The sequence below is a fragment of the Pantoea sp. AS-PWVM4 genome (assembly GCF_000468095.1).
GTDB classification, from domain to species: domain Bacteria; phylum Pseudomonadota; class Gammaproteobacteria; order Enterobacterales; family Enterobacteriaceae; genus Pantoea; species Pantoea phytobeneficialis.
On record NZ_ASZC01000003.1, the window covers coordinates 388958 to 411617 of the forward strand.

At 52.3% G+C, this 22660-nt stretch carries 23 protein-coding genes, 1 pseudogene and 1 other annotated feature; of the genes and pseudogenes, 8 read left to right on the top strand and 16 right to left on the bottom strand.

Annotation, left to right across the window (positions count from 1 at the left end):
* Window positions 1–31 precede the first annotated feature (31 nt).
* Complete coding sequence (gene cls / locus L579_RS04385) at window positions 32–1492, bottom strand: cardiolipin synthase (protein WP_021183067.1); 1461 nt, start codon at window positions 1490–1492, stop codon at window positions 32–34.
* 162 nt (window positions 1493–1654) lie between these two features.
* Between cls and L579_RS23690 the strand changes: the two genes are divergently transcribed.
* Window positions 1655–1828: a YciY family protein gene (locus tag L579_RS23690; RefSeq protein ID WP_152521863.1), complete on the top strand. Its 174-nt coding sequence runs from the start codon at window positions 1655–1657 to the stop codon at window positions 1826–1828.
* A 210-nt stretch (window positions 1829–2038) separates the two neighbouring features.
* Window positions 2039–2539 (top strand): anti-virulence regulator CigR family protein, encoded by a 501-nt coding sequence (locus tag L579_RS04390; RefSeq protein WP_051337935.1) that lies wholly within the window; start codon window positions 2039–2041, stop codon window positions 2537–2539.
* A 124-nt stretch (window positions 2540–2663) separates the two neighbouring features.
* Here L579_RS04390 and L579_RS23695 read toward each other — a convergent pair whose 3' ends face one another.
* Complete coding sequence (locus L579_RS23695; RefSeq protein WP_152521864.1) at window positions 2664–3407, bottom strand: hypothetical protein; 744 nt, start codon at window positions 3405–3407, stop codon at window positions 2664–2666.
* Window positions 3408–3608: 201 nt separating this feature from the next.
* Window positions 3609–3905, bottom strand: coding sequence for a YciI family protein (locus L579_RS04395; protein WP_021183070.1), 297 nt, complete (start codon window positions 3903–3905; stop codon window positions 3609–3611).
* Window positions 3906–4109: 204 nt separating this feature from the next.
* Here L579_RS04395 and tonB point away from each other — a divergent pair, with 204 nt between their 5' ends.
* Window positions 4110–4853: a TonB system transport protein TonB gene (gene tonB / locus L579_RS04400; protein WP_021183071.1), complete on the top strand. Its 744-nt coding sequence runs from the start codon at window positions 4110–4112 to the stop codon at window positions 4851–4853.
* 597 nt (window positions 4854–5450) lie between these two features.
* Here tonB and yciA read toward each other — a convergent pair.
* From yciA to L579_RS23185, 4 genes are all read right to left on the bottom strand, one after another.
* Window positions 5451–5867: an acyl-CoA thioester hydrolase YciA gene (gene yciA, locus L579_RS04405; RefSeq protein WP_021183072.1), complete on the bottom strand. Its 417-nt coding sequence runs from the start codon at window positions 5865–5867 to the stop codon at window positions 5451–5453.
* Window positions 5868–5933: 66 nt separating this feature from the next.
* Window positions 5934–6473, bottom strand: coding sequence for a septation protein A (locus tag L579_RS04410; RefSeq protein ID WP_021183073.1), 540 nt, complete (start codon window positions 6471–6473; stop codon window positions 5934–5936).
* 51 nt (window positions 6474–6524) lie between these two features.
* Window positions 6525–7259, bottom strand: a complete 735-nt coding sequence (locus L579_RS04415) for a YciC family protein (RefSeq protein ID WP_021183074.1) — start codon at window positions 7257–7259, stop codon at window positions 6525–6527.
* A 27-nt stretch (window positions 7260–7286) separates the two neighbouring features.
* Window positions 7287–7703 (bottom strand): YkgJ family cysteine cluster protein, encoded by a 417-nt coding sequence (locus tag L579_RS23185; RefSeq protein ID WP_021183075.1) that lies wholly within the window; start codon window positions 7701–7703, stop codon window positions 7287–7289.
* A 248-nt stretch (window positions 7704–7951) separates the two neighbouring features.
* Here L579_RS23185 and ompW point away from each other — a divergent pair, with 248 nt between their 5' ends.
* Entirely contained in the window at window positions 7952–8584 is a 633-nt protein-coding gene (ompW, locus tag L579_RS04420; RefSeq protein ID WP_021183076.1) for an outer membrane protein OmpW, read from the top strand.
* A gap of 54 nt (window positions 8585–8638) precedes the next feature.
* On the opposite strand, the gene L579_RS23700 is transcribed toward ompW, so the two are convergent.
* The 3 genes from L579_RS23700 to L579_RS04435 all read right to left on the bottom strand — a co-directional run bounded on the left by L579_RS23700 (window position 8639) and on the right by L579_RS04435 (window position 11270).
* Window positions 8639–8989 (bottom strand): hypothetical protein, encoded by a 351-nt coding sequence (locus tag L579_RS23700; RefSeq protein WP_152521865.1) that lies wholly within the window; start codon window positions 8987–8989, stop codon window positions 8639–8641.
* Between the two features lie 91 nt (window positions 8990–9080).
* The gene (locus tag L579_RS22995) at window positions 9081–10751 is read right to left on the bottom strand and encodes a lytic polysaccharide monooxygenase (RefSeq protein ID WP_021183078.1); all 1671 of its coding nucleotides are present in this window, start codon (window positions 10749–10751) and stop codon (window positions 9081–9083) included.
* 204 nt (window positions 10752–10955) lie between these two features.
* Window positions 10956–11270, bottom strand: a complete 315-nt coding sequence (locus L579_RS04435) for a BON domain-containing protein (protein ID WP_021183079.1) — start codon at window positions 11268–11270, stop codon at window positions 10956–10958.
* 201 nt (window positions 11271–11471) lie between these two features.
* On the opposite strand from L579_RS04435, the gene L579_RS04440 reads away from it, so the two are divergent.
* The gene (locus L579_RS04440) at window positions 11472–11912 is read left to right on the top strand and encodes a hypothetical protein (protein WP_021183080.1); all 441 of its coding nucleotides are present in this window, start codon (window positions 11472–11474) and stop codon (window positions 11910–11912) included.
* A gap of 42 nt (window positions 11913–11954) precedes the next feature.
* Here L579_RS04440 and trpA read toward each other — a convergent pair whose 3' ends face one another.
* From trpA to L579_RS04470, 5 genes and pseudogenes are all read right to left on the bottom strand, one after another.
* Complete coding sequence (trpA, locus tag L579_RS04445) at window positions 11955–12758, bottom strand: tryptophan synthase subunit alpha (protein WP_021183081.1); 804 nt, start codon at window positions 12756–12758, stop codon at window positions 11955–11957.
* On the bottom strand, window positions 12758–13948 hold the full coding sequence (gene trpB, locus L579_RS04450) for a tryptophan synthase subunit beta (protein ID WP_021183082.1): 1191 nt from the start codon (window positions 13946–13948) through the stop codon (window positions 12758–12760). Before trpB ends, trpA begins: the two co-directional genes overlap by 1 nt.
* A 45-nt stretch (window positions 13949–13993) precedes the next feature.
* Window positions 13994–15361 (bottom strand): bifunctional indole-3-glycerol-phosphate synthase TrpC/phosphoribosylanthranilate isomerase TrpF, encoded by a 1368-nt coding sequence (trpCF, locus tag L579_RS04455; RefSeq protein WP_021183083.1) that lies wholly within the window; start codon window positions 15359–15361, stop codon window positions 13994–13996.
* Window position 15362: 1 nt separating this feature from the next.
* Window positions 15363–16956, bottom strand: a pseudogene (gene trpD / locus L579_RS24130) (bifunctional anthranilate synthase glutamate amidotransferase component TrpG/anthranilate phosphoribosyltransferase TrpD).
* Entirely contained in the window at window positions 16956–18518 is a 1563-nt protein-coding gene (locus tag L579_RS04470) for an anthranilate synthase component 1 (RefSeq protein ID WP_021183084.1), read from the bottom strand. Before L579_RS04470 ends, trpD begins: the two are co-directional and overlap by 1 nt.
* Before the next feature lie 23 nt (window positions 18519–18541).
* Window positions 18542–18646: a sequence feature (Trp leader region), on the bottom strand.
* A 134-nt stretch (window positions 18647–18780) separates the two neighbouring features.
* Between L579_RS04470 and L579_RS04475 the strand changes: the two genes are divergently transcribed.
* Together L579_RS04475 and L579_RS04480 are read left to right on the top strand one after the other, a co-directional pair.
* Window positions 18781–19686, top strand: coding sequence for an RNase RNM (locus L579_RS04475; protein ID WP_021183085.1), 906 nt, complete (start codon window positions 18781–18783; stop codon window positions 19684–19686).
* Between the two features lie 12 nt (window positions 19687–19698).
* Window positions 19699–20319: an L-threonylcarbamoyladenylate synthase gene (locus tag L579_RS04480; protein ID WP_021183086.1), complete on the top strand. Its 621-nt coding sequence runs from the start codon at window positions 19699–19701 to the stop codon at window positions 20317–20319.
* On the opposite strand, the gene L579_RS04485 is transcribed toward L579_RS04480, so the two are convergent.
* A complete protein-coding gene (locus tag L579_RS04485; RefSeq protein ID WP_021183087.1) occupies window positions 20320–20976 on the bottom strand; it encodes a trypsin-like peptidase domain-containing protein in 657 nt (218 codons plus the stop codon).
* 809 nt (window positions 20977–21785) lie between these two features.
* On the opposite strand from L579_RS04485, the gene rluB reads away from it, so the two are divergent.
* A complete protein-coding gene (gene rluB / locus L579_RS04490; RefSeq protein WP_021183089.1) occupies window positions 21786–22658 on the top strand; it encodes a 23S rRNA pseudouridine(2605) synthase RluB in 873 nt (290 codons plus the stop codon).
* Window positions 22659–22660: the final 2 nt, after the last annotated feature.

Genomic DNA, 22660 nt, shown 5'->3' on the forward strand with positions numbered 1-22660 from the left:
TGCCCTGCGGCGGTAAATATTTCCGCTCGTTTTACAGTAAAGGACTGAAGAAGTAAAACAGTCGTTCGACGATGCGTTGCCACCAGGCACGTTTTGCCCAGCGAGCGCCATCCAGCAGGCGTGAACGCGCGATGTAATCATCCTGTACGCAGGCGAGATCGCTACCAAAACCGGCGTCATCCACCACCAAAGTAATCTCAAAATTGAGCCACAGGCTGCGCATATCCAGATTCACCGTACCCACCAGGCTGAGCTGACCATCAACCAGCACGCTTTTGGTATGCAGCAGGCCATCTTCAAACTGGTAAATCTTCACCCCCGCCTCCAGCAGCTCGGTGAAAAAGGCACGACTGGCCCAGCCCACCAGCAGCGAATCATTATGGCGCGGCACCACAATGCTGACCTCGACCCCGCGCAGTGCGGCGGTACAAATGGCATGCAGCAAGTCATCGCTCGGCACGAAATACGGCGTGGTCATGATCAACTGATGACGAGCCGAGTAAACGGCAGTCAGCAACGCCTGATGAATCATGTCCTCGGGGAAGCCTGGACCAGAAGCGATCACCTGAATGGTGTGGCCGCTCTCTTTCTCGAACGGCATGATATTGGTATCGGGTGCCGGGGGCAGAATACGTTTGCCGGTTTCAATCTCCCAGTCGCACGAGTAGACAATCCCCATGGTGGTCGCCACCGGGCCTTCCATACGTGCCATCACATCAATCCATTGACCGACTCCAGCATCTTGTTTAAAGAAGCGCGGATCGACCAGGTTCATGCTGCCGGTGTACGCGATGTAGTTATCAATCAATACTACTTTGCGATGCTGACGCAAATCCATCCGGCGCAGGAATACACGCAGCAGGCTGACCTGTAACGCTTCCACCACGTCGATACCGGCATTGCGCATCATGCCGACCCACGGGCTACGGAAGAAGGCGACGCTGCCTGCGGAGTCGAGCATCAGGCGGCAATGGACACCACGGCGTGAGGCGGCCATCAGCGATTCTGCCACTTCATCGGCGAGGCCGCCCGGTTGCCAGATATAAAACACCATCTCGATGTTATGGCGTGCCAGTTGGATATCGCGAATTAACGCATGCATGACATCGTCGGAGTTGGTCAGCAACTGCAACTGATTACCTTTTACCCCGGCGATGCCCTGGCGGTGATGACAAAGCTGAAACAGCGACAGCGCCACGTCGCTATGTTCGGTGGCAAAAATATGGCGACATTGTTTCAGGTCGTTCAGCCATTTGGCGGTAGAAGGCCACATGGTGCGTGCGCGTTCCGCACGGCGTTTACCCAGATGCAGTTCACCAAATGACAAATACGCAATGATACCCACCAGCGGCAGAATATAAATGATCAGCAACCAGGCCATTGCGGAGGTGACGGCACGGCGTTTCATCAGAATACGCAGCGTCACCCCGGCGATAAGCAACCAGTAGCCAAAAAGCAGCAACCAACTGATAAGGGTATAAAATGTGGTCATTAAGTGGACGTCCCGTTCGCGCTTTGATGAGCAAAGTTTACGTGTTGCTGAACGGTAGCGAAACCTTTAATCATTACGGGGTAACGATAAGCGATTCGAATTGGCATTTTATGGCAGATCACTATAATGCGTGCCGGTGATTAGCCTGTCTGAGAGGATGTGATGAGACGAAGCAGAAATGAAGTGGCTCGCTGGAGAATGTTACGTCAGGTGCAGCGTCGTCGTGCGCGCTGGCTGGAAGGGCAGTCACGTCGTTACAAGCGTATTCACGCTATTCGTCATCAGGTCGCGCAGCAGCATCGCCGCTCCATCCTGTTTATCACCCAGAATGCCTGACAAGAAAGTGTTAACACAGGCATCTGATGTTCGGATGAATAATAAACAGCGCGATTAACCGCGCTGTTTTCCAATTTTGTATCTCTTAATGTGATCGTTATCGATTATTTATTGTATCAGCATTGTTGTGGTCGCATTTAGGATTGCATGAAATTGCAGTTTAGTAGTTCCAGGGATAACTTTATAAAAAGCCCCTCTGGAAGCAAAATCATGTTAAACAAAATCAAGTCAAATCTTCTCGTTACAACATTATGTCTAATGTTGTCATCCCCATATGTATTTGCAAATCCGGGTAATGGTAATGGTAATGGTAATGGTAATGGTAATGGCAATGGACACGGCAATGGGAATGGACACGCAAACAATAGTGGGAATAGTAAGAAAGGATATAATGACAGCAGTTATAGTTCGGGTGTAAAAGGAAAAAATCCACGTAATGCAGACACGGAAGTTTCATTTTCATTTGCAAGAGGTTTAGCCATTGATATGGGGATGACGGGGTATAAGTCGTTGCCTCCGGGAATTGCGAAAAATCTGGCGAGAGGTAAGCCGTTACCGCCAGGAATCGCGAAGCGGTATGTTCCCAAATCAATGCTCAGTGAACTGCCTTACTATCCAGGTTATGAATGGCGTATTGTTGGTGACGACCTTGTTCTTATTGCGCTAAGTACTGCGGTGGTGACTGCAATTATAAATGGCGTTTTTGATTAACTGTCCCTCAGCACATTTACCCATAATAGAAAAGAGGGGGGATAAATATCATCCCCTCTTATCTTCAGAAAATGGTTGCGGAACCGAACTGTGGTCTCTCCACAATCTCAATAAACCCATGCTATTACTTAGGGTAATAAATGGCGCACTCATGGGCTAACGGGCCATCTGTCAGAGTATTACCACTACAGCAGTCTAAACCATCTCTTCCAACATAAGTGTTATTTCTGCATGCGGCGGGTAATAATTTTCTCCATGTTTTACCATCGCTATTTTTTCCCGTACCATAGCGTTCATAGGCACACTTTTCTGACCGCATATCTACCTTAGTCACCCCTCTATTGTAAGATGTCTCGCCCTGGGTGAGGCATTGTTTATATTTCTCAGTATCTTTGGTTTTTTCCTTATTTGCACTCATCATAATGTTTACACAAACATCTTTGCTGGGGTTTTGTATGCAATTGATTCTTGTGTTGAGTCTACTTGCACTCTTTTGCATAGATGAGCACATCTCAAGTAATACTCGTTGCATTGGGTTTTTACCACAAGCTTGTATGTAGAATGCAGGTGTGAAATCGAACGTGTTTTTGTGGGGGCCAGGTCCGCGATACATTACATTCAAGCATTGCTTTCCTCCTGACTCCAGACAAATACGACATTCGCTGTTAGGTTTACACGGTTCATATTGAGTATTTGGCTTGTAAGCGAATTCAGTACCATTCATTCGCTTATCAAAGACAACATGTGCATCGCAATTTGCAGGGCAGGAAACACCATCTGAATAAATTGTTATCTTCTTTTGCTCTGCATGCGTAAATGTCGATGATGAAAAAAAGAAAGCAAAGCAGATGATCATGCGTATAACCATGATTACATCTCCGATGTGTGTTGAGATGAATTCATAGTAGCAAATGAGTATGGTTTTCGTGTTTATTATTTTTTATTGTGTTTTAATTTTTCTGATAATTATTTAATTATAAATAATTAGCAAGGTGCTTATTGCGTATCATTTCAAAATGAACGGTTGCAATTTCCATGCAACCGTTTGTTCTTTATCGTAAAAGTATATTTAGAATACCCGCTTAAACGGCTTTACTGCCACCTGCTTGTACACGCCCGCCGCGATATAAGGGTCGTCATTGGCCCAGGATTGTGCCGCTTCCAGTGACGGGAACTCTGCAATCACCGTAGAACCGGTAAAACCGGCCGCGCCAGGATCGTTGCTGTCGACGGCGGGCATTGGGCCAGCCACAATCAAACGCCCTTCATCCTGCAACAATTGCAGACGTGCCAGATGGGCAGGGCGTACAGCGGTGCGTTTTTCGAGCGAGTCAGCATTGTCTTCCGCATAAATGACATAAAGCACGATAGGGAACTCCCGTTAGACTGGTCTGATTTGCCGAACACGTTAAGTGATCGTTAATCAGAGTGCAAACGAAAGATAATCCCACTGCCATCCAGCGCAAATGGGGCTAAAAAAGGCATTTACGGTACACACTTAACTCTGCTTGTTGAAACTGATTGCTATTTGCATTTAAAATCTGCGCTTCACTCAATGAACATGACTGTTATGACGACGCTGACTACGCCTTTTCCCAAACGTACCCCGGTTTCTGTGCTGTTATCTGTGGTTCTTCACGGTACGGTAATTGCCGGCATTCTTTATGCATCGTTTCATCAGGTCATTGAGGTTCCGAAAGCATCCCAACCGATCAGCGTTACCATGGTGGCGCCTGAAGTGCAGCCTGAACCTGCGCCGACCGTGCAGACCCCGCCGCCACCAGAGCCAGAACCCACTCCTGAGCCAGTACCAGAAGTCGCGCCGGAACCACCAAAAGCCGAGCCAGTTCCGATCCCGATTCCAAAACCTGAGCCGAAGCCAAAACCCAAGCCGAAGGTAGAGAAGAAGCATGAGCCGAAACGTGAGGTGAAACCACGCGAAGAGGCGAAGGCGCAGGCTCCGGTGAAAACTGACGCCCCAACTACCCAGACGCGCCCGACGACCGCACCGCGAACCACGCCAACCTCCACGCCTTCGGTTTCTGATGGCCCGAAAGCGATGAGTGTCAGTAAGCCAGCCTATCCGGCACGCGCCTTCGCGCTGCGCGTTGAGGGGCGGGTGCGGGTACAGTTCGATGTGGATAGTGACGGTCGTGTCGATAACATTCAGATTCTGTCTGCGGAACCGCGCAACATGTTTGAACGTGAAGTGAAGCAGGCGATGAAGAAATGGCGCTATCAGCCAGGGCGTCCCGGCACCAACCTGACGATGAATATCGTGTTCCGCATCAACGGTGGCGCGAACATCGAATAAGAAAAAAGCGGTCAATGACTAATGCTGGTCAGTTAAGGCCATATTCGGAAAAGGCTGCCATTGTTTAAAGAATGGCAGCCTTTTTTCATGCGTACTCTGCTGTAGGCCATCGCCCCTCTGCGGCTGCCGGGCAGTCCTCGCGCCGCTGACGCGGTGCCTTCGGCTTCAACGTCGTGCCGACGGACCGTTCGGGGAAGTCCATCCCTGTCCACCCCGAACTGACTCACGCATCCCTGCGTGAGTCTCCTGGCACAACGTCAAAGCCTCAGCGCTGCGGATAGCCCTTTGCACCAGCCTTCACCATTGTGCCCTTTCTGGCAACACACACCGAAGCTTTGGAGCAGACTGGGCCGCTCAGGGGCAGGCAATCCGCAGCGCTGAACAGAATGAGTCTGCCAGGAGAGCGCGCATGGATGCGCGTGAAAGGCGGGGTGGGACAGGGATGTACCATCCCTGCCGGTCCGTCAGGCAGACGAATGAGGTGAAGGTACCGCGTCAGCGGCGCGAGGACCGCCAGCCCCTGAGCGGCACCAGACTGCGTCATCACCGATTGCTTAACTGACCAGCATTAGTCAATGACCGCTTTTTTTAGCGCTGTTAATCACTCAGATTGGCTTTACCCGGTGGCAGTGGCCGTGACTTGCCGGAGTTATCAATAGCGACATAAATAAACACCGCTTCGGTCGCACAATATGTCTGACCAATCGGTTCGGACGAGACTTTTTTGATCCACACTTCCACGTTGATGGTCATCGAGCTGTTACCGGTGCGAATGCAGCGGCAATAGCAGCTCACCACATCACCTACCGCCACGGGTTTCAGGAAACTCATGCCATCCACCCGTACTGTTGCGACACGGCCCTCAGCAATCTCTTTTGCCAGGATGGCACCGCCCATATCCATCTGCGACATCAGCCAGCCGCCAAAAATATCACCGTTGGCGTTGGTATCTGCTGGCATCGCCAGCGTGCGCAGCACCATTTCGCCTTGCGGCAATTTATGTTTTTCGTCCATTGCTTCAGTTCTTATGCAGGTGAGGCGGCAAGCGCCAAAAAACCCGGCAGAGCCGGGCATCAGAGATTATTTTTCTTCTTGTTGTGGCATGTGTCGCCAGATGTATGCGCCACTTAACAGGGTAAACAGCAGGGTAAGACCTGTCAGACCAAACACCTTAAAGTTAACCCAAAACTCCTGCGATAACCAAAATGCAACATAAATATTCGCCAGGCCACAGGCGAGGAAGAAAATCGCCCAGGCAATATTCAGACGACGCCAGACCGTATCCGGGAGCTGCAACTCTTTACCCAGCATGCTTTGAATCAGCGGTTGCTGCATAAACCACTGGCTGTAGAGCAACGCCAGCGCAAACAGAGAGTAAATCACCGTCACTTTCCATTTGATAAATTCATCGTTATGGAACACCAGCGTCAGCGTGCCAAACACGGCAACCAGTACGAAGGTGATGATGGTCATTTTTTCCAGTTTGCGGTACAGCACCCAACTGGCGATCAGCGCGATACCCGTGGCAACCACCAGCGCGCCCGAAGCGACAAAAATGTCGTAAAGCTTGTAGAAAACGAAGAACACGACCAAAGGGAGAAAATCGAGTAACTGCTTCATAGAATATCCAGTCAGGGGCGTTAATTCAGGCGCTCAACGAGCGCCATAAGGTTAACGTAACAGCATATACAGCCGGTACAGGTAGATAATCAGGATGGCGGAAACCATGTTCCCCAACGCGTTCAAAACCACAGACGCGACATTGGCGGGCAGTACCGTCAGCGAGGAGAAAAAGAACATCAGCGCAATTTTCGCCAGCAGCCAGACAATAATGGCAGGCGCGATCAGTTTCATATTTTTCCATGCCATGCGCATACTGGCGCGCATCGCACTCATCACACCCATCTTCTCATTGACCAGCATTACCGGTGCCAGCGATAGCAGGATCGCCAGCATCACCCCTGGCACCATCAGCACCATAAAGCCGAGTTGCACCAGCAGGGTGATTAAAAAGGTTTGCAGCAGCAATTTGGGCAGCGTTGGTGCTGAAGCACCGATGGCACGCAGCGCGCTCACACGCTGACCGCTTGATACCATCGGGATCAGGCACAGCATACCGCCTAATAACAAGGTATTTCCCACCAGCGCCGCGAAGGTGCCTGCCGCCGAGGCGCGCAGCAAAATACGCTGCTGTTCCGGCGACATATTCTGTACCAGTTCAAACAGCGAAGAAGCGCTGTCATCGCTCTGACTCAACAGCGACAACTGGTCAGCACCAGGCGTCAGGGCGTGGCCGATAATCACGGTTATAAATGAGGTAAGCAACGCCATCAGCACAATGGTAATCAGCTGATGGCGCAGAAAATTTCCTGTGTCACGGTATAACGAGCTTGCCGTGATAGACATGTACACTCCTTGGAGAAACCGGGTTAATTAACCCGGCGATTGTACATGTTCTGCGGGCAGGCTGGCACCCGGATTAGGACATCTTTCTGTCATCTCAGGTAAAGAAGGGTGAAAAAGAGCAGGTAAACCATAGCGCGCTCTGGCCCGATCGCAGGCTTCGTTCAGCACGCCATGTTCACCCGACATCTCAAATTCACGGCAAGGGGAAGGACGGTGTTGATAAATGCCGCAAGAGACGCAGCCGCCGATCTCGCCCTGCAATGCCACACAACGCGGTTCGCGTACGTTAGTGCCGCGCATATTCCGCATCAACAGGCTGAGGGGTTCGGTTAGTTCAACGGGAACGAGACCGCCCGCATCGTTAGCTTCGGCCCAATAGAAAGAAACACGGAAATGGGCGCAGCAGGCGCCACAGGTCATACAAGGGTTAAGTGAATCGCTCATTTGATCGCCCGCTTCTCCTAAGCATCGAACCAAAATCAACGGAAGAGAAATAGCAAAGTAGTCACGCTGTGAAATTTTCGCAAGGGGATTTTTATTACGCTGTGTAAGGCCAAAATTGATCTGAATCAATTCATTGTTTTATAAGTGATTTATTTGAATTGATTCACATGCATTTTGCCTGAAAAAGCGTTAGATCTTTGCCACCAACGCTGATCAATAACATCAACAATTCTGGCAAAGGAGTGAATATGAAACTGGCAAAATGCGCGCTGCTGGTGGCACTGGCGATCCCACAATTGGCACTGGCCCATGAGGCGGGTGACTTCTTTATGCGTGCGGGTAGCGCGACAGTACGTCCGACCGAAGGCTCTGACAATGTGCTGGGTATGGGCGGTTTTAACGTTAGTAATGATACCCAACTGGGTCTGACTTTTACCTATATGGCCACCGATAACATCGGTGTCGAGTTGTTGGCTGCGACGCCATTCCGTCATAAGGTTGGTCTGGGACCAACGGGTAATCTGGCAACAGTACGCCAGCTGCCACCCACCTTGATGGCGCAATATTATTTCTTCGACAGTAAAAGCCAATTCCGTCCCTATGTGGGTGTGGGTATAAACTACACCACATTTTATGATGCCAAATTCAACCAGACCGGTCGTGATGCGGGTCTGACCGACCTTAGCGTGAAAGATTCCTGGGGAGCGGCGGGTCAGGTGGGCGTAGATTATCAAATCAACCGCGACTGGATGCTGAATGCTTCACTGTGGTACATGGATATCGATACCACCGTAAAATTTAAAGCGAATGGACAACAACAGAATATTGATACCCGTATCGATCCCTGGGTGTTCTTCTTTGGTGTTGGTTATCGTTTCTGATTGGCGATGGGATGACAGCTCCAGGTCGCCATATATGGCGACCTGATCTGAATATCAGTGGGTAAGCGGCAACGTTTGCGATGCTTCCTGCTGTCCATCGGCTGTCATTGGCGTAAACATCACCTCTTTTTGCAGCGGCAGATGGTGTGGACAGGCACCGTAGACGATGACGGTTTGTCCCGGAAGTACTGTGGTTTCATTCAACGCCACAAGCGCATCATCCGGCAGCAGTTTGATATCTTTGTCGAGTTGGATCGGCACTTTACCGTTATTCGTCACCGTCAGTCTTTGCTCTTTTATTCCCCATACCAGTGGCAGAGGGGCAGATTGTACTGCCTGAGAAAACAGCGAGCATAGCAGCAGAGCTGAAGGCACAAGGCAAAGAACCTTAATTGTCCTTGTCATATACGACTTCCTGAGCATTCGCCTCCTGACGAAACAGGAGGCGATGAGATAATCAACACGCCTTGATAATTACAAGGCGTGTGACAGGTGATTAACGGCGAACTTTAACCGTCTGGGTGGCAGTTGAAGAAAGGCCAGTGTTGGGGTCGGTAATTTTTACCTGAACGTCAACATCGAAATCTTCCATTACTACTGAGGCCGGATAATCGAGAGTCGCAATCTGACCGTGGCGATGTTTGAACACAATCTTATTCGCGTTGTTCAGCACCGACCACTCAAACTTAGCGGTATCGAGTGAAGCATTACCCGGTAAGATTGAATTGGCCGCACTCAGGGTTGCACGCAGGTTTCCTGTTGAAATGGTGTCGTTACCCTGAATTTCCAGATTGGCGATCGGTTTGGTTTCTGTCGCTTTTACCGTCACAGTGATATCACTGCTATCGGTTTTATCACCTTTTTTCACTGTCAGGCGGTAGGTAACCTTACCGGTTGTGCCAGGTTTGATCAGCGCACGGGCTTTCGCTGTGCTGACGCTCTGCACCCATGCTCCATTGTCCAGGGTTTGCATTGCGCCGATATCGTGACCCGAGACAATCGTCCACTTATAGCTATCCGCATTCTTACTGGCAGAGCCATCCAGTGGATAATTACGGGATTCTTTATTGCTCTCAACGGTAAAGTTGGTCCCTGCCACCGCAACCGGTGCATTCGTTGCTTTTTCAACAGTCATAACAACTGACTGCATATTATCTTGTAAGAAGATACCGTTATTACGAAGATCGGTTGGGTCAAATGAAATACTGCCGCTGGTGCTTTGCTTACCGATCAGAACAAAATTGGAATGGTTGGTGTTAATTTCAGTTGCCAGCTCAGCAATCCATTTATCATTAACGTTAGCAGCAGTAATCTCTTTTTTAATATCAACCAGGTTGGTACCTTTAGTGCCACCCATCAAACGGAAGTGAACATACTCACCGGCTACCGGTTTATGCTCGTGGGCAAATTTACTGTATTCAAACCAATCGGTAGTTTGACCGCCATCCTCACCACCCGGATTCTCGGGTTCAGTCGGTAATTCACCACTTCCAGGCTGATCGATTATCACATCACTACAGTTGTAAAAGCCTTCACCAGCGGGGTCATTACGCTGCCAGCGTGAAAAAATCACGGCACGGCCGGTACGGTCTGCCGGAATGGTGATATTAAAATCTTCGTAGCTGGAGTAAGCGCCCGGAACGTCTCCTGGTCTTTTTTGAGTTGCTTTGGAAGAAACAACGGTATCCAGTAATTCCACATCGTCCCAGCCCAGGGCTTTCTCTGCCGGATTGTACCCTTTTTTACTGATATAGAATTCAATCCATGAAGGGTCATGAGGTTGCGTATAGCCATAACGCATTTTGACCTTACCGTTGCTGTCTGGCTTGATCAGCGTGGTGTGCCATTCGGCGCGCGGTGAACTGAATCCTCTCCCTTTATCGGTACCTGAGCAAATGAGGGTGCTGGGGATCTCTTTTCTGGCTTGTTCTGCGCTGTGATTACCACCAACAAAACCTGTCAACTCTTGCCAGGTATAAATCGATTGACCACCATCATTGCTTTCTGCGGAGGCTTTTTTGCAGACATCAAGATTCTGGTTTTGGTTGCAATAATATTGACGTGCTGGTGGCTCAACTAAGCCACCATGACCAAATACACTGGGTACGGAGCCAGCACAGATGCTACCAATTACTAAAGATAGCAACGTCCGATGTTTAAGTTTCATCAGGGAATATCCTTTTGATTATTCATTTGCTGTGTGATTAACAAGAAACGGTGGTTATCACCTTTTTCGTGTGAATTATAAAAACGACACAGACGGGATAAAATAATCAAAGGATGAGAAAGAAGACGGGTTGATTTAGAAATGTCCTGATAATTTTAAGATGTAGTGCAATAAAATCGGGCGACCAGATAGTCGCCCGATAACTTATTTGATTTGCATATTATTTACGACAGATTTAACACCGGCGACGGTGCGTGTCACCGCCACGGCACGGTTCGCCATTTGCGGTGAACTGACGAATCCACTCAACTGTACGCGCCCTTTGAAAGTTTCCACATTGATTTCCGTGGATTTCAGCGAGTCATCTTTCAACAACTCTGTTTTCACCTTGGTGGTAATCACCGTGTCATCGATGTAACCCCCGGTTCCTTCCTGCGTTGACGTAGGTGCACATGCGCTGAGTGCCAGCGCCATCACCGCAGCCATCACCAATCCTGCAACGACTTTGAACAATTTCATCGGTTATCTCCTTGTCATACATGATGTTTCACCGCGATGTGACGGTGCGATTAAAGTGTGGTGTGGCGGTTGGGAATGGTCAAATGACCGGGTGGAAAAAACACGGAATATGGCGTTTTTTGCCACTTATTGATCCCATTGCTTTATTTGGCAATCGGTTACGCTGTGAACACCTCAGCAGCTGCCTTCAGGGATCAAACAATGAAAAAAACCCTTATCCTGATTATCGCCACCGTTGGCTATCTTTCCTGGTTACAACTTTTTGCCAGCCAGACATTGCCGGTGCCACGCGCGCAGGCGGAATCCCGGCTGATTAATCCGCACCTGGGCACCATCTGTAAGGCGACCGCCGCCATTAGCTTCGGGCGTAATTTCCGCATCATGCAACTGGATAAAGTCGATGAACAGGGCGTTGCCTGGGTGCATTATCTGCGCCCGTCGGATCATTCGCGCTGGGCGATTCGTTGTCGTTTACAGGAGGATCGGGTGATTTGGATGGCGGATAATCCCGACAGTGATGCACGTTGGCGCATCGGTCCGGACGATGAGAAGATCACCTGGCGTATCAGCGAAGATAATCTCACTCTCAGGCTGGTTTATCCGGATGGCTCTGGTGATGAGCAAACCTTTCAACTGGAGTAGGGAGAACGCCTTATCCGCCGTGCGGCAGATAAGGCGGGGCGATTAACGGGTTGCGGCCTTCAGATTGCTGACAAAGGCTTGCAGTTCGCTCAGCAACGTCTCTGGTTGATGTTGATTACGTTCAATAATCTTCACAATAGCAGAACCAGAAATGGCACCGGCAGCACCGGCGCTGACGGCTTCTTTCACCTGACCCGGTTCAGAGATACCAAAACCCTGCAACGGTGGAGCAGCATGGTATTCACGCAATTTGTCGATCAGGTGCTGCAACGGCACATGGGCACGGTTTTCAGAACCGGTCACTCCGGCGCGTGACAGCAGGTAAGTATAACCACGGCCATGCGAAGCAATTTCACGCAGCAGGTCATCATCGGCATTCGGCGGGCAGATAAAGATCGGTGCCACATTATGGCGCATTGCCGCCTGACGGAACGGGGCGGATTCTTCCACCGGCACATCGGCCACCAGGACGGAATCGACCCCAACGGCTGCGCACTGGGCGTAGAAGTTATCGATCCCTTTGCTGAACACCAGGTTGGCGTACATCAACAAGCCAATTGGCAGCTCAGGGTATTTCTGGCGTACGGCTGCCAAAATTTCAAAGCATTGTGCGGTGGTGGTTCCGGCGGCAAAAGCGCGCAAAGTGGCGTTCTGGATGGTCGGACCATCGGCCAGCGGATCGGAGAACGGAATGCCTAATTCCAACGCATCGGCACCGCCCGCGACCAGCGCATCAATAATTTTCAGCGACATCTCTGGCGACGGATCGCCCAGCGTGACGAAAGGAACGAACGCACCTTCTTTGTTCGCCGACAGACGTTTAAACAGCTGATTGTAACGTTCCATCAGATCTCTCCCTTCGCTTTCAAAATATCGTGAACGGTAAAAATGTCTTTATCGCCGCGGCCAGACAGGTTAACCACCAGCAACTGCTCTTTTTCCGGGTTTTCACGGATCATCTTCAACGCATGGGCGAGGGCGTGTGAAGACTCCAGTGCCGGGATAATCCCCTCGGAACGGGAGAGTTGCTTAAAGGCGTCCAGTGCTTCGTCGTCGGTGATCGACACATATTCAGCACGACCAATGCTGTTGAGATGGGCGTGTTGTGGTCCCACCGACGGGAAATCAAGACCCGCCGAGATAGAGTACGACTCCTCAATCTGGCCTTCTTCGGTCTGCATCATCGGCGCTTTCATGCCGAAGTAGATGCCTACACGACCATGCTTGAGCGGTGCGCCATGCTCACCGGTTTCGATACCGTGACCTGCCGGTTCAACGCCGATCAGGCCAACGCTGGTTTCATCGATAAAGTCAGCGAACATACCGATGGCGTTCGAGCCACCGCCGACACAAGCCAGAACCGCATCCGGTAAGCGACCTTCTTTTTCCAGAATCTGTGCTTTAGTCTCTTCGCCAATCATACGCTGGAACTCGCGCACAATGGTCGGGAAGGGGTGTGGACCTGCCGCGGTGCCGAGCATGTAGTGTGCGGTTTCATAGCTGCCGGACCAGTCACGCAACGCCTCGTTACAGGCATCTTTCAGCGTGGCGGAGCCGCTGTGCACCGGAATCACCTCTGCACCCATCAGGCGCATACGGAACACATTAGGTGACTGGCGCTCCACGTCTTTCGCGCCCATATAAATGCGGCACTTCATACCCAGCAGCGCACAGGCCAGGGCAGAGGCGACGCCGTGCTGACCCGCACCGGTTTCCGCGATGATTTCATTTTTGCCCATGCGCTTTGCCAGCAATGCCTGACCAAGCACCTGGTTAGTTTTGTGCGCGCCGCCGTGCAGCAAATCTTCACGCTTCAGATACAGGCGGGTTTTGGTGCCTTTGGTCAGGTTGCGGCACAGCGTCAGCGCCGTGGGGCGACCGGCATAGTTTTTCAGCAGGTCAGTAAATTCGGCCTGAAAATCCGGATCGCGCTGGGCTTCGACAAATGCCGCTTCCAGCTGACGCAGAGCGGGCATCAGGATTTGCGGCACATATTGCCCGCCAAACTCGCCAAAATAGGGATTCAGTAACGTCATCTTCTCATCTTCCTTATCCAGCCCGCTCCCGGCGGGCAAGAGAAATTAATAGGCGCGTAAGGTGCGGAACACTGCGGCAATTTTGCTGGCATCTTTAATGCCCGGCGACGATTCCACACCAGAATTGAAGTCCAGACCGGCGCAACCCAGTTGTGCCGCTTCGACACAGTTGTCGGCGCTTAATCCGCCCGCCAGCAGCACATTGCTGAGATCCTGTCCCTGCAACAGTGACCAGTCAAAACGCTGGCCGGTACCGCCCTGACCATTATCAAATACATAGCGGTCAACATGCGGCCAGTCGCGCGCAGGGAGCGCATCTTTGATACTCAGCGCTTTCCAGATCTGCACGGTTTCCGGCAATGCCTGACGCAGTTCGGCAACAAATGCCGGGTTTTCATCGCCATGCAACTGGACGGCGAACAGGTTGAGCGCAGTGACTTGCGTGACAATGTCACTTATGCCTTGATTGCGAAACACGCCAACGTATTTCAACGGTGCAGCGGCGATCACCGCCTGCGCCTGTTGCGTACTCACCTGACGTGGCGAGCCTGCGGCAAAAATCACCCCACCATAAATGGCACCGGCCTCATGGGCGCTGCGCGCATCTTCCGCACGGGTCAGGCCACACACCTTGTTGTCACCCAGCAATACGCGACGCACGCCTGCGTTGAGGTCATCTTCTTCCATCAGCGCCGAACCAATCAGGAAACCATTGGCAAAATGGCTGAGTTCACGGATCTGCGCATAGTTATGAATGCCGGACTCGCTAATCACCGTTACGCCGTGGCTGAGGCGTGGGGCAAGCTGGCGTGTACGATTCAGGTCAATCGACAGGTCGCGCAGGTCGCGGTTATTGATGCCGACCACTTTGGCTTCCAGCGCGATGGCGCGTTCCAGCTCTTCTTCGTTGCTAACCTCGGTCAGCACACCCATTTTCAGGCTGTGGGCCACCGCGGCCAGTTGGCGGTACTGCTCGTCATCTAACACCGACAGCATCAGCAGAATGGCATCGGCCTGGTAATGACGCGCCAGGTAGATCTGATAAGGGTCGATGATAAAATCTTTGCACAGCACCGGCTGCGTGATCGCTGCACTGACGATGGGCAGAAACTCGAAGTTGCCCTGGAAGTATTTTTCATCGGTCAATACGGAAACGGCGGAGGCATAGTTCCGATAAATACCGGCGATGGTCGCGGGATCAAAGTCCTCACGAATCAGTCCCTTCGACGGTGACGCCTTTTTGCATTCCAGAATAAAGGCAGTTCGTGTACCGCGCAGCGCATCGTAAAAATGGCGTTCGGCCGGTTGCAGGCTGTTCTGGAAAGTGGTCAGCGGCTGCTGCGCTTTACGCGCCTCGACCCAGACGGCTTTATCCAGCACAATTTTTTCTAACACGGTTCCCTTAATGCTCATCTCATCCTCTCGCTGCCAGTGCGACAACGCGTTCATAGGCCTGACCGCTGCGAATGGCGGTGATGGCGCGTTGTGCGTTGTCACGCAAATCTTCATTACCAAATACTTTCAGCAACATCGCCACGTTCACCGCAACGGCTTCCTCGTGCGCTTGCTGGCCTTTACCCTGGAGTAAACGCGTCAGAATGTCACGGTTTTCTTCCGGTGTACCGCCCGCCAGCGCTTCTTTGTCGTGGAAGCGGAAACCAAAGTCTTCTGGCGTCAGCTGATAGCCGGTAATTTCGCCGTCACGCAGCTCCGCCACCTGGGTTGGGCTATGCAACGCCACTTCGTCCATTCCGCCACCGTGCACCACGGCGGCGCGCTGGTAGCCGAGCACTTTCAACGTCTGGGCAATCGGCAGCACCAGCTCCGGGCTGTACACGCCGATCACCGCCAGCGGTGGACGCGCCGGGTTAATCAACGGACCGAGTACGTTGAACAGGGTGCGGGTTTTCAGCTGCTGACGTACCGGCATCGCGTGACGGAAACCGCTGTGATATTGCGGCGCGAACAGGAAACAGACGTTCAGATCATCCAGCGCCTGGCGCGCTTGCTCTGGCGGCATGTCCAGATTGATGCCAAACGCCGCCAGCAGGTCGGACGAACCGGATTTGCTCGATACGCTGCGGTTGCCATGCTTGGCGACTTTCAGGCCACAGGTCGCCGCAACAAAGGCGCTGGCGGTGGAGATATTAATGCTGTTGCTGCCGTCACCACCGGTGCCAACGATATCGGCAAAGGTGTAATCCGGGCGCGGGAAGGGTTTGGCATCTTCCAGCAGCGCTGACGCAGCACCAGCGATCTCTTCCGGGCGCTCGCCACGCACTTTCATGGCAATCAGCGCAGCCGCCAGTTGGGTCGGTTCCAGTTGGCCGGTAATAATGGCGCTAAACAGCTGATGGCTTTCTGCCTGAGTCAGCGTCTGGGCCTGATAAAGTTTTTCCAGAATAGCTTGCATCATTATCTCCCTATTACTTCGCCAGCGCCCAGGCCAGCGTCTGCTCTAACAAACGTGCGCCCTGGGTGGTCAGAATTGATTCAGGATGGAACTGGAAGCCGCATACGCGATCGGCATCGTGACGTACCGCCATCACCATGCCGTTGTAGCTGGCGTTCACCGTCAGCTCGGCTGGGGTATTGCTCCCCACCAGTGAGTGATAGCGCGCGACGGGCAGGGGATTGCTCAGACCGGCAAACATGCCAATCCCGTCATGGGTAATGGAGGAAGCCTTACCATGCAGAATCTCACCGGCCTGACCTACCTGGCCGCCATAGGCTTCAACAATCGCCTGATGGCCGAGGCAGATACCGATAATCGGCAGACGGCCACGCAGGGTGCGCAACAGTTCCGGCATACAACCGGCATCTTTCGGCGCGCCCGGTCCGGGAGACAGCATCAGCACCGGGTTTTCCATCTGCTGTAAGCGTTCAACCAACAGCTCCGCTGGCAGGTTATTACGGTAGATCACCACGTTGTGGCCGAAGGTCCGCAGCTGATCAACGAGGTTGTAAGTAAAGGAGTCGATATTATCGAGCAGCAGGATATCGGCCATCAGAAAATCTCCTTGCAGTGATGGGCGGTGGCAATCGCGCGCAGCACCGCGCGGGCTTTATTACGGCTTTCATCGGCTTCCGCCTGGGGCTGAGAATCCAACACGATACCGGCACCGGCTTGTACCGTGGCGACGCCATCTTCCACCCAGGCAGAACGAATGACGATACAGGTGTCAAGGTCGCCGTGCGCAGTGAAGTAACCGACCGCACCGCCATAGCTGCCGCGACGGGTGCCTTCGGCGTTGGCAATCAGTTGCATGGCACGTACTTTAGGCGCGCCGCTCAGGGTGCCCATGTTCATCACCGCACGATAGGCATGCAGAACATCCAGGTCATGACGTAACGTACCCACCACGCGGGAAACCAGATGCATCACATAGGTGTAGCGGTCAACGCTGGTCAGATCGGCGACATAGCGGCTGCCCGGCACACAGATGCGTGCCAGATCGTTACGCGCCAGATCGACCAGCATCAGATGTTCAGCCAGCTCTTTATGGTCGGTACGCATTTCCAGCTCGATACGGCTGTCCAGATCGCGATCCAGCGAGCCATCGGCATGACGGCCACGCGGCCGTGTACCGGCGATTGGGTAGATTTCAATCTGACGACTGGTGGCATCGTATTTCAGCGAGCTTTCCGGCGAGGCGCCGAACAGCGCGAAATCCTGGTCCTGCATAAAGAACATATACGGGCTGGGGTTGCTGTTTTTCAGCGTGTCATAGGCCGCCAGCGGTGACGGGCAAGGCAACGAGAAACGACGCGATGGCACCACCTGGAAGATCTCACCAATGCGAATGGCTTCCTGCATCTGGCTCACCACGTTGCAATAGACCTCATCGCTTTGGTTGGTGCTGAGGACCATATGTTCTACGGTTTGCACCGGCAGGGCGGGTGCGGGCTGCGTCATCTGTCCACGCAACTGTTCAACACGGCTTTGCAGACGCTGGAACTCGCTGGTGGAAGGGCAGAACAGGCTGGCCTGTAGGCGCGCACTGCGCGTCTGATGGTCAATCACCAGCAAGGTTTCTGCCAGGTAGAAGCAGTAATCCGGGCAGCGCTGATCATTGCGAAGCTCAGGTAACTCTTCAAAACCGGCCACCAGGTCATAGGCGAATAATCCACCGAGGAACATCGCTTCGCGCTCTTCCTCCGGGCTTTGCACCAGTTGCGGAATCAGACGTAACGCATCAAACACCGACAACGCTTTCAGGCGCGAATCTTCATCCTGTAAATCCTGGGGTTGCGGGAAGTGCAGCTCACGGCCATCGGGACGTACAGCAATCTGCACCGCCTGCGGTAATGCTTCATCCAGCAGCGCCAGCAATGAGCGGCCATTCTCAGACAGCGCCTGAACAGTGACCACATTGCCGGTAGCGCTGATACGCAGGGCGCTATCCACAATTAACAGGCTTTTCAGGTTACGTTTGCTGTCGATATCGGCGGATTCAAGCAGCAGGGTTGCCGGACGTGCGCCGCATAATTGATGAAACACTGCGGCCGGATCTTCGCGATAGGGCGCGGTGCCGGTAATCAACTTCAATGTAGGTTTCGCATTTGGCATGATGAATTCTCTGAATTTAGCTCAAAAAAAAGCCCGCTCGGTGGCGGGCTCAGGTATCTGCACAGCGTTTACGCAAGTTGTGCACGACGACGTCGCCCGTGTTCGGGAACATCGCGCCACCAACCATTTGAATGCGTGTGAACAACAGCCATGATTAAATACCCGTTACGTGTGAACTTGTGTACTAGTTAACTGGTTCGGCTGAAAAAAGTCAATACCCTTTTTCAGTTAAGGGCAAAATCGGTATCATGCCTGCCGGTTTATGCAGTTGCTGGAGCTATCCTTGTCGGACATCCCCCGTTTTCCCCTTTACGATTTACACAGTCATACGCTGGCTTCTGACGGCGTGCTGACTCCTGCGGCGCTGGTGCAGCGCGCAGTGGAGATGCGCGTCGGCGTGCTCGCCATTACCGATCACGATACCGTTGCCGGGGTGGCGGAAGCGCAACAAACGGTAGCGCAGCACAACTTGCCGCTGAAAGTGGTCGCCGGACTGGAAGCCTCAACGTTATGGGAAAACCATGAAATCCATATTGTCGGATTGTATGTCGACTGCCAGCATCCGGTACTGACCCAATTCCTGGCGCAGCAACATCACTGCCGTGAGCAACGGGCGCTGCTGATCGCCGAACGGCTGGAGCGCGCGCGAATTCCCGGTGCGCTGGACGGAGCGCAGCGTCTGGCACAGGGTGGGGTGATCACGCGCGGCCATTTTGCCCGCTATCTGGTTGAAATCGGGAAAGCGGATAACCTTGCCCAGGTGTTTAAGAACTACCTGGCGCGTGGGAAAACCGGTTATGTGCCCCCGCAATGGTGTACAATTAAACAAGCCATTGATGCAATTCATGATTCTGGTGGCTTTGCCGTGCTGGCACACCCCGGACGTTACGGTCTTTCCGGCAAATGGCTGAGACGACTGATCGCCCATTTCACGGATGCAGGTGGCGATGCAATGGAAGTGGCGCAATGCCAGCAGGCACCAAACGAACGCAGCCAGCTGGCAACGTATGCCCGCGAACATCAGCTGGCAGCGTCGCAGGGATCTGATTTTCACCAACCCTGTCCGTGGATAGAACTGGGTCGCAAGCTGTGGTTACCAGGCGGTGTGGAACCGATCTGGGAACGCTTTCCCGTGCTTGCGCCTGAGCTGAACCCCAGCGACAGGTGATATGAGGTTTTTATGAGTCAATTGTTCCATATTCATCCGGAAAATCCGCAGCCACGTCTGGTCAACCAGGCGGTTGACTATCTCAACAAAGGTGGGGTGATTGTCTATCCGACCGATTCCGGTTACGCGCTGGGTTGCCGTCTCGAAGAGAAAAATGCCATGGAGCGTATTTGCCGCATTCGTCAGCTGGATGGGCACCACAACTTTACCCTGATGTGCCGTGATTTATCGGAGCTTTCGACCTATTCACAGGTGGACAACTCGGCGTTTCGCATCATTAAAAACAACACGCCGGGAAGCTACACCTTTATTCTGAAAGCGACCAAAGAGGTGCCGCGTCGCCTGATGAACGACAAACGTAAGACCATTGGTCTGCGTGTGCCGTCGAACCCGGTGGCTCTGGCGCTGCTGGAAGCGCTGAACGAACCGATGATGTCGACCTCGCTGATGCTGCCAGGCAACGATTTCACCGAATCCGATCCGGAAGAGATTCAGCACAGCATCGGCAAGCTGGTGGACCTGATCATCGATGGCGGCACGCTGGGACAGCAGCCGACCACGGTTATCGACCTCACCAGCGATGCTCCGGTCATCGTGCGTGAAGGGGTGGGCGATATTCGCCCGTTCCAGTAATTATGTGTGGTCAGGCACGCTGTCAGGTGTCTGACCAATATTTCTCTCCAGCCAGCTCCTGAATTCACCGTACGGTATATACAGCGACACATCTTTCAACACCGCCTGACCGCTACGAATATTATCAATCCGGTGGCTATAGCCGACAATAACGCCGGCCATTGTCTGGTCTGCATTATAAACCGCGCCGCCCGACATTCCCTGTACAACACCGGCATTGGTTGCCATTGCGACACAAGGTTTTTTATTCCAGCGATTGTTAATTGCAGTGCGCGCTAAATTAACGCCACTTGATTCCACTGGCATGGCAGAAACAAAACTGTAACCGTACATCTTAATCGGTTCGCCAATGTTGCTTTTGCGGAATTTAACCAGGGTACTGGGATCGTTCTTGTGATAAATAATTGCCACATCACAATACGGATGATAAGCCTTCACACGCTGGACGGCAGTGGTTGCAACGTGCGCAGCGGTCAGGCTGTATTCTGGCGTTAAGGGAATGGTTGTGCCAAGGACACCTAAACCCAGTACAGTCGGGATGCCGGTCACGCTCATATCAACGTGTTGCAGCGCCGCACGGCTGTACTCAGTATGGCCCACGGAACAACCGCTCAGTGCCAGCGCGGCGAGCGCAGGCCAAAGCAGTGACGTTCTCATAATAGTCATCTTTATTCAGGCATGCCGGCAAAATCCCTGGTGAAGATTTTTGGCATGCAAGTTTAATTCGTACCTGAATGAATTAACGCAACAGCTCCCGCGCGCGCCGGTTTATAATATCAATGAAATTTCACAGTGCTCGTTAATGATTTGTTGGTAAATCGATAATAAAAAGTAAGACTTAATTTTTTTATTTTTACGATGCACTGGATTTCAGGCTCAAATTTTACACAATTTTTAATTCAGAACAATTCAGAAATTTAACCTTTCTCAAAAAAATCGGAAAATATAGATATAATCCAATCCACGATATTATTTGGCTGAGGATTTACATTTAATGCGCTTACGAAACTTACTTAACCTTTTTGAGTGGAGTTTTATCCTGTTTTTACCTTAAGGTTTGGTCTTTGAAATGGCACTTTATCATAAGTACAGATAGCTCTGCTGCGATATGAGCCTTGAGTCTGGCTAATGTATCAGTTTGTTTAAGTGAGGTCGGTTTAAGCCAGGGAAGTCTTAAGCTAAAAAGACAAAAATTCAGAGGGTTGAGTCAACGTCGCTGCGTAGCGCAGAACGTGATTTATTAGTCTGGCGAATGGATGGGATTTTTGACCCCAGGGTGATGGAAATCTGCGCGACCATTGTTATCGGCAGAAAAGTAAAAGGTTTTAACGCTGCTATGCTTAGTGTAAAATCGCGGGCCGCCTGAAGGTCTGGCGGTTAATCCGAATTCCGATATGGGAACTGGTAATCCCTGTATCTGTACCTTCTTACCACGACGCCTGGGAAGGCGACAACGAGGCTGCTCAATGAGCGAGAAATTACAGAAAGTGTTAGCGCGCGCCGGTCATGGCTCGCGCCGTGAAATCGAAACCATGATTTCAGCCGGACGCGTCAGCGTTGACGGCAAACTGGCGACGCTGGGCGATCGCATCGAAAGCGACAAATCCCTGAAAATCCGCATCGATGGTCATCTGGTGTCCATCGCTGAATCCACCACCGAAGTATGCCGGGTGTTAGCCTACTACAAACCTGAAGGCGAACTCTGTACGCGTAATGATCCGGAAGGTCGTCCGACGGTGTTTGATCGTCTGCCGCGCCTGCGCGGTTCCCGCTGGATTGCCGTTGGCCGTCTGGACGTGAACACCTGTGGCCTGCTGCTGTTCACCACCGACGGGGAACTGGCGAACCGCCTGATGCATCCCAGCCGTGAAGTCGAGCGTGAATATGCCGTGCGCGTGTTCGGTGAAGTGGGCGACGATAAAATTCGTCAGCTGAGCAAGGGCGTGCAACTGGAAGACGGTCCTGCTGCGTTCAAAACCCTGCGTTTTGCAGGTGGTGAAGGGATCAACCAGTGGTACAACGTCACGCTGACCGAAGGACGTAACCGTGAAGTTCGTCGTTTATGGGAAGCGGTAGGCGTGCAGGTGAGCCGCCTGATGCGTGTGCGTTATGGTGATATCCAACTGCCGAAAGGGCTTCCGCGCGGTGGCTGGATGGAGCTGGAATTACCGGCGGTCAACTATCTGCGTACCCTGGTGGGGATGCCGGAAGAGACGGTGACCAAAGTTGCGGTGGAGAAAGATCGCCGTCGTACCAAAGCCAACCAGATTCGCCGTGCGGTGAAGCGTCACAGCCAGGTGAGCAACTCACCACGCCGTAGCAGCAAACGCGGCGCCTGAGA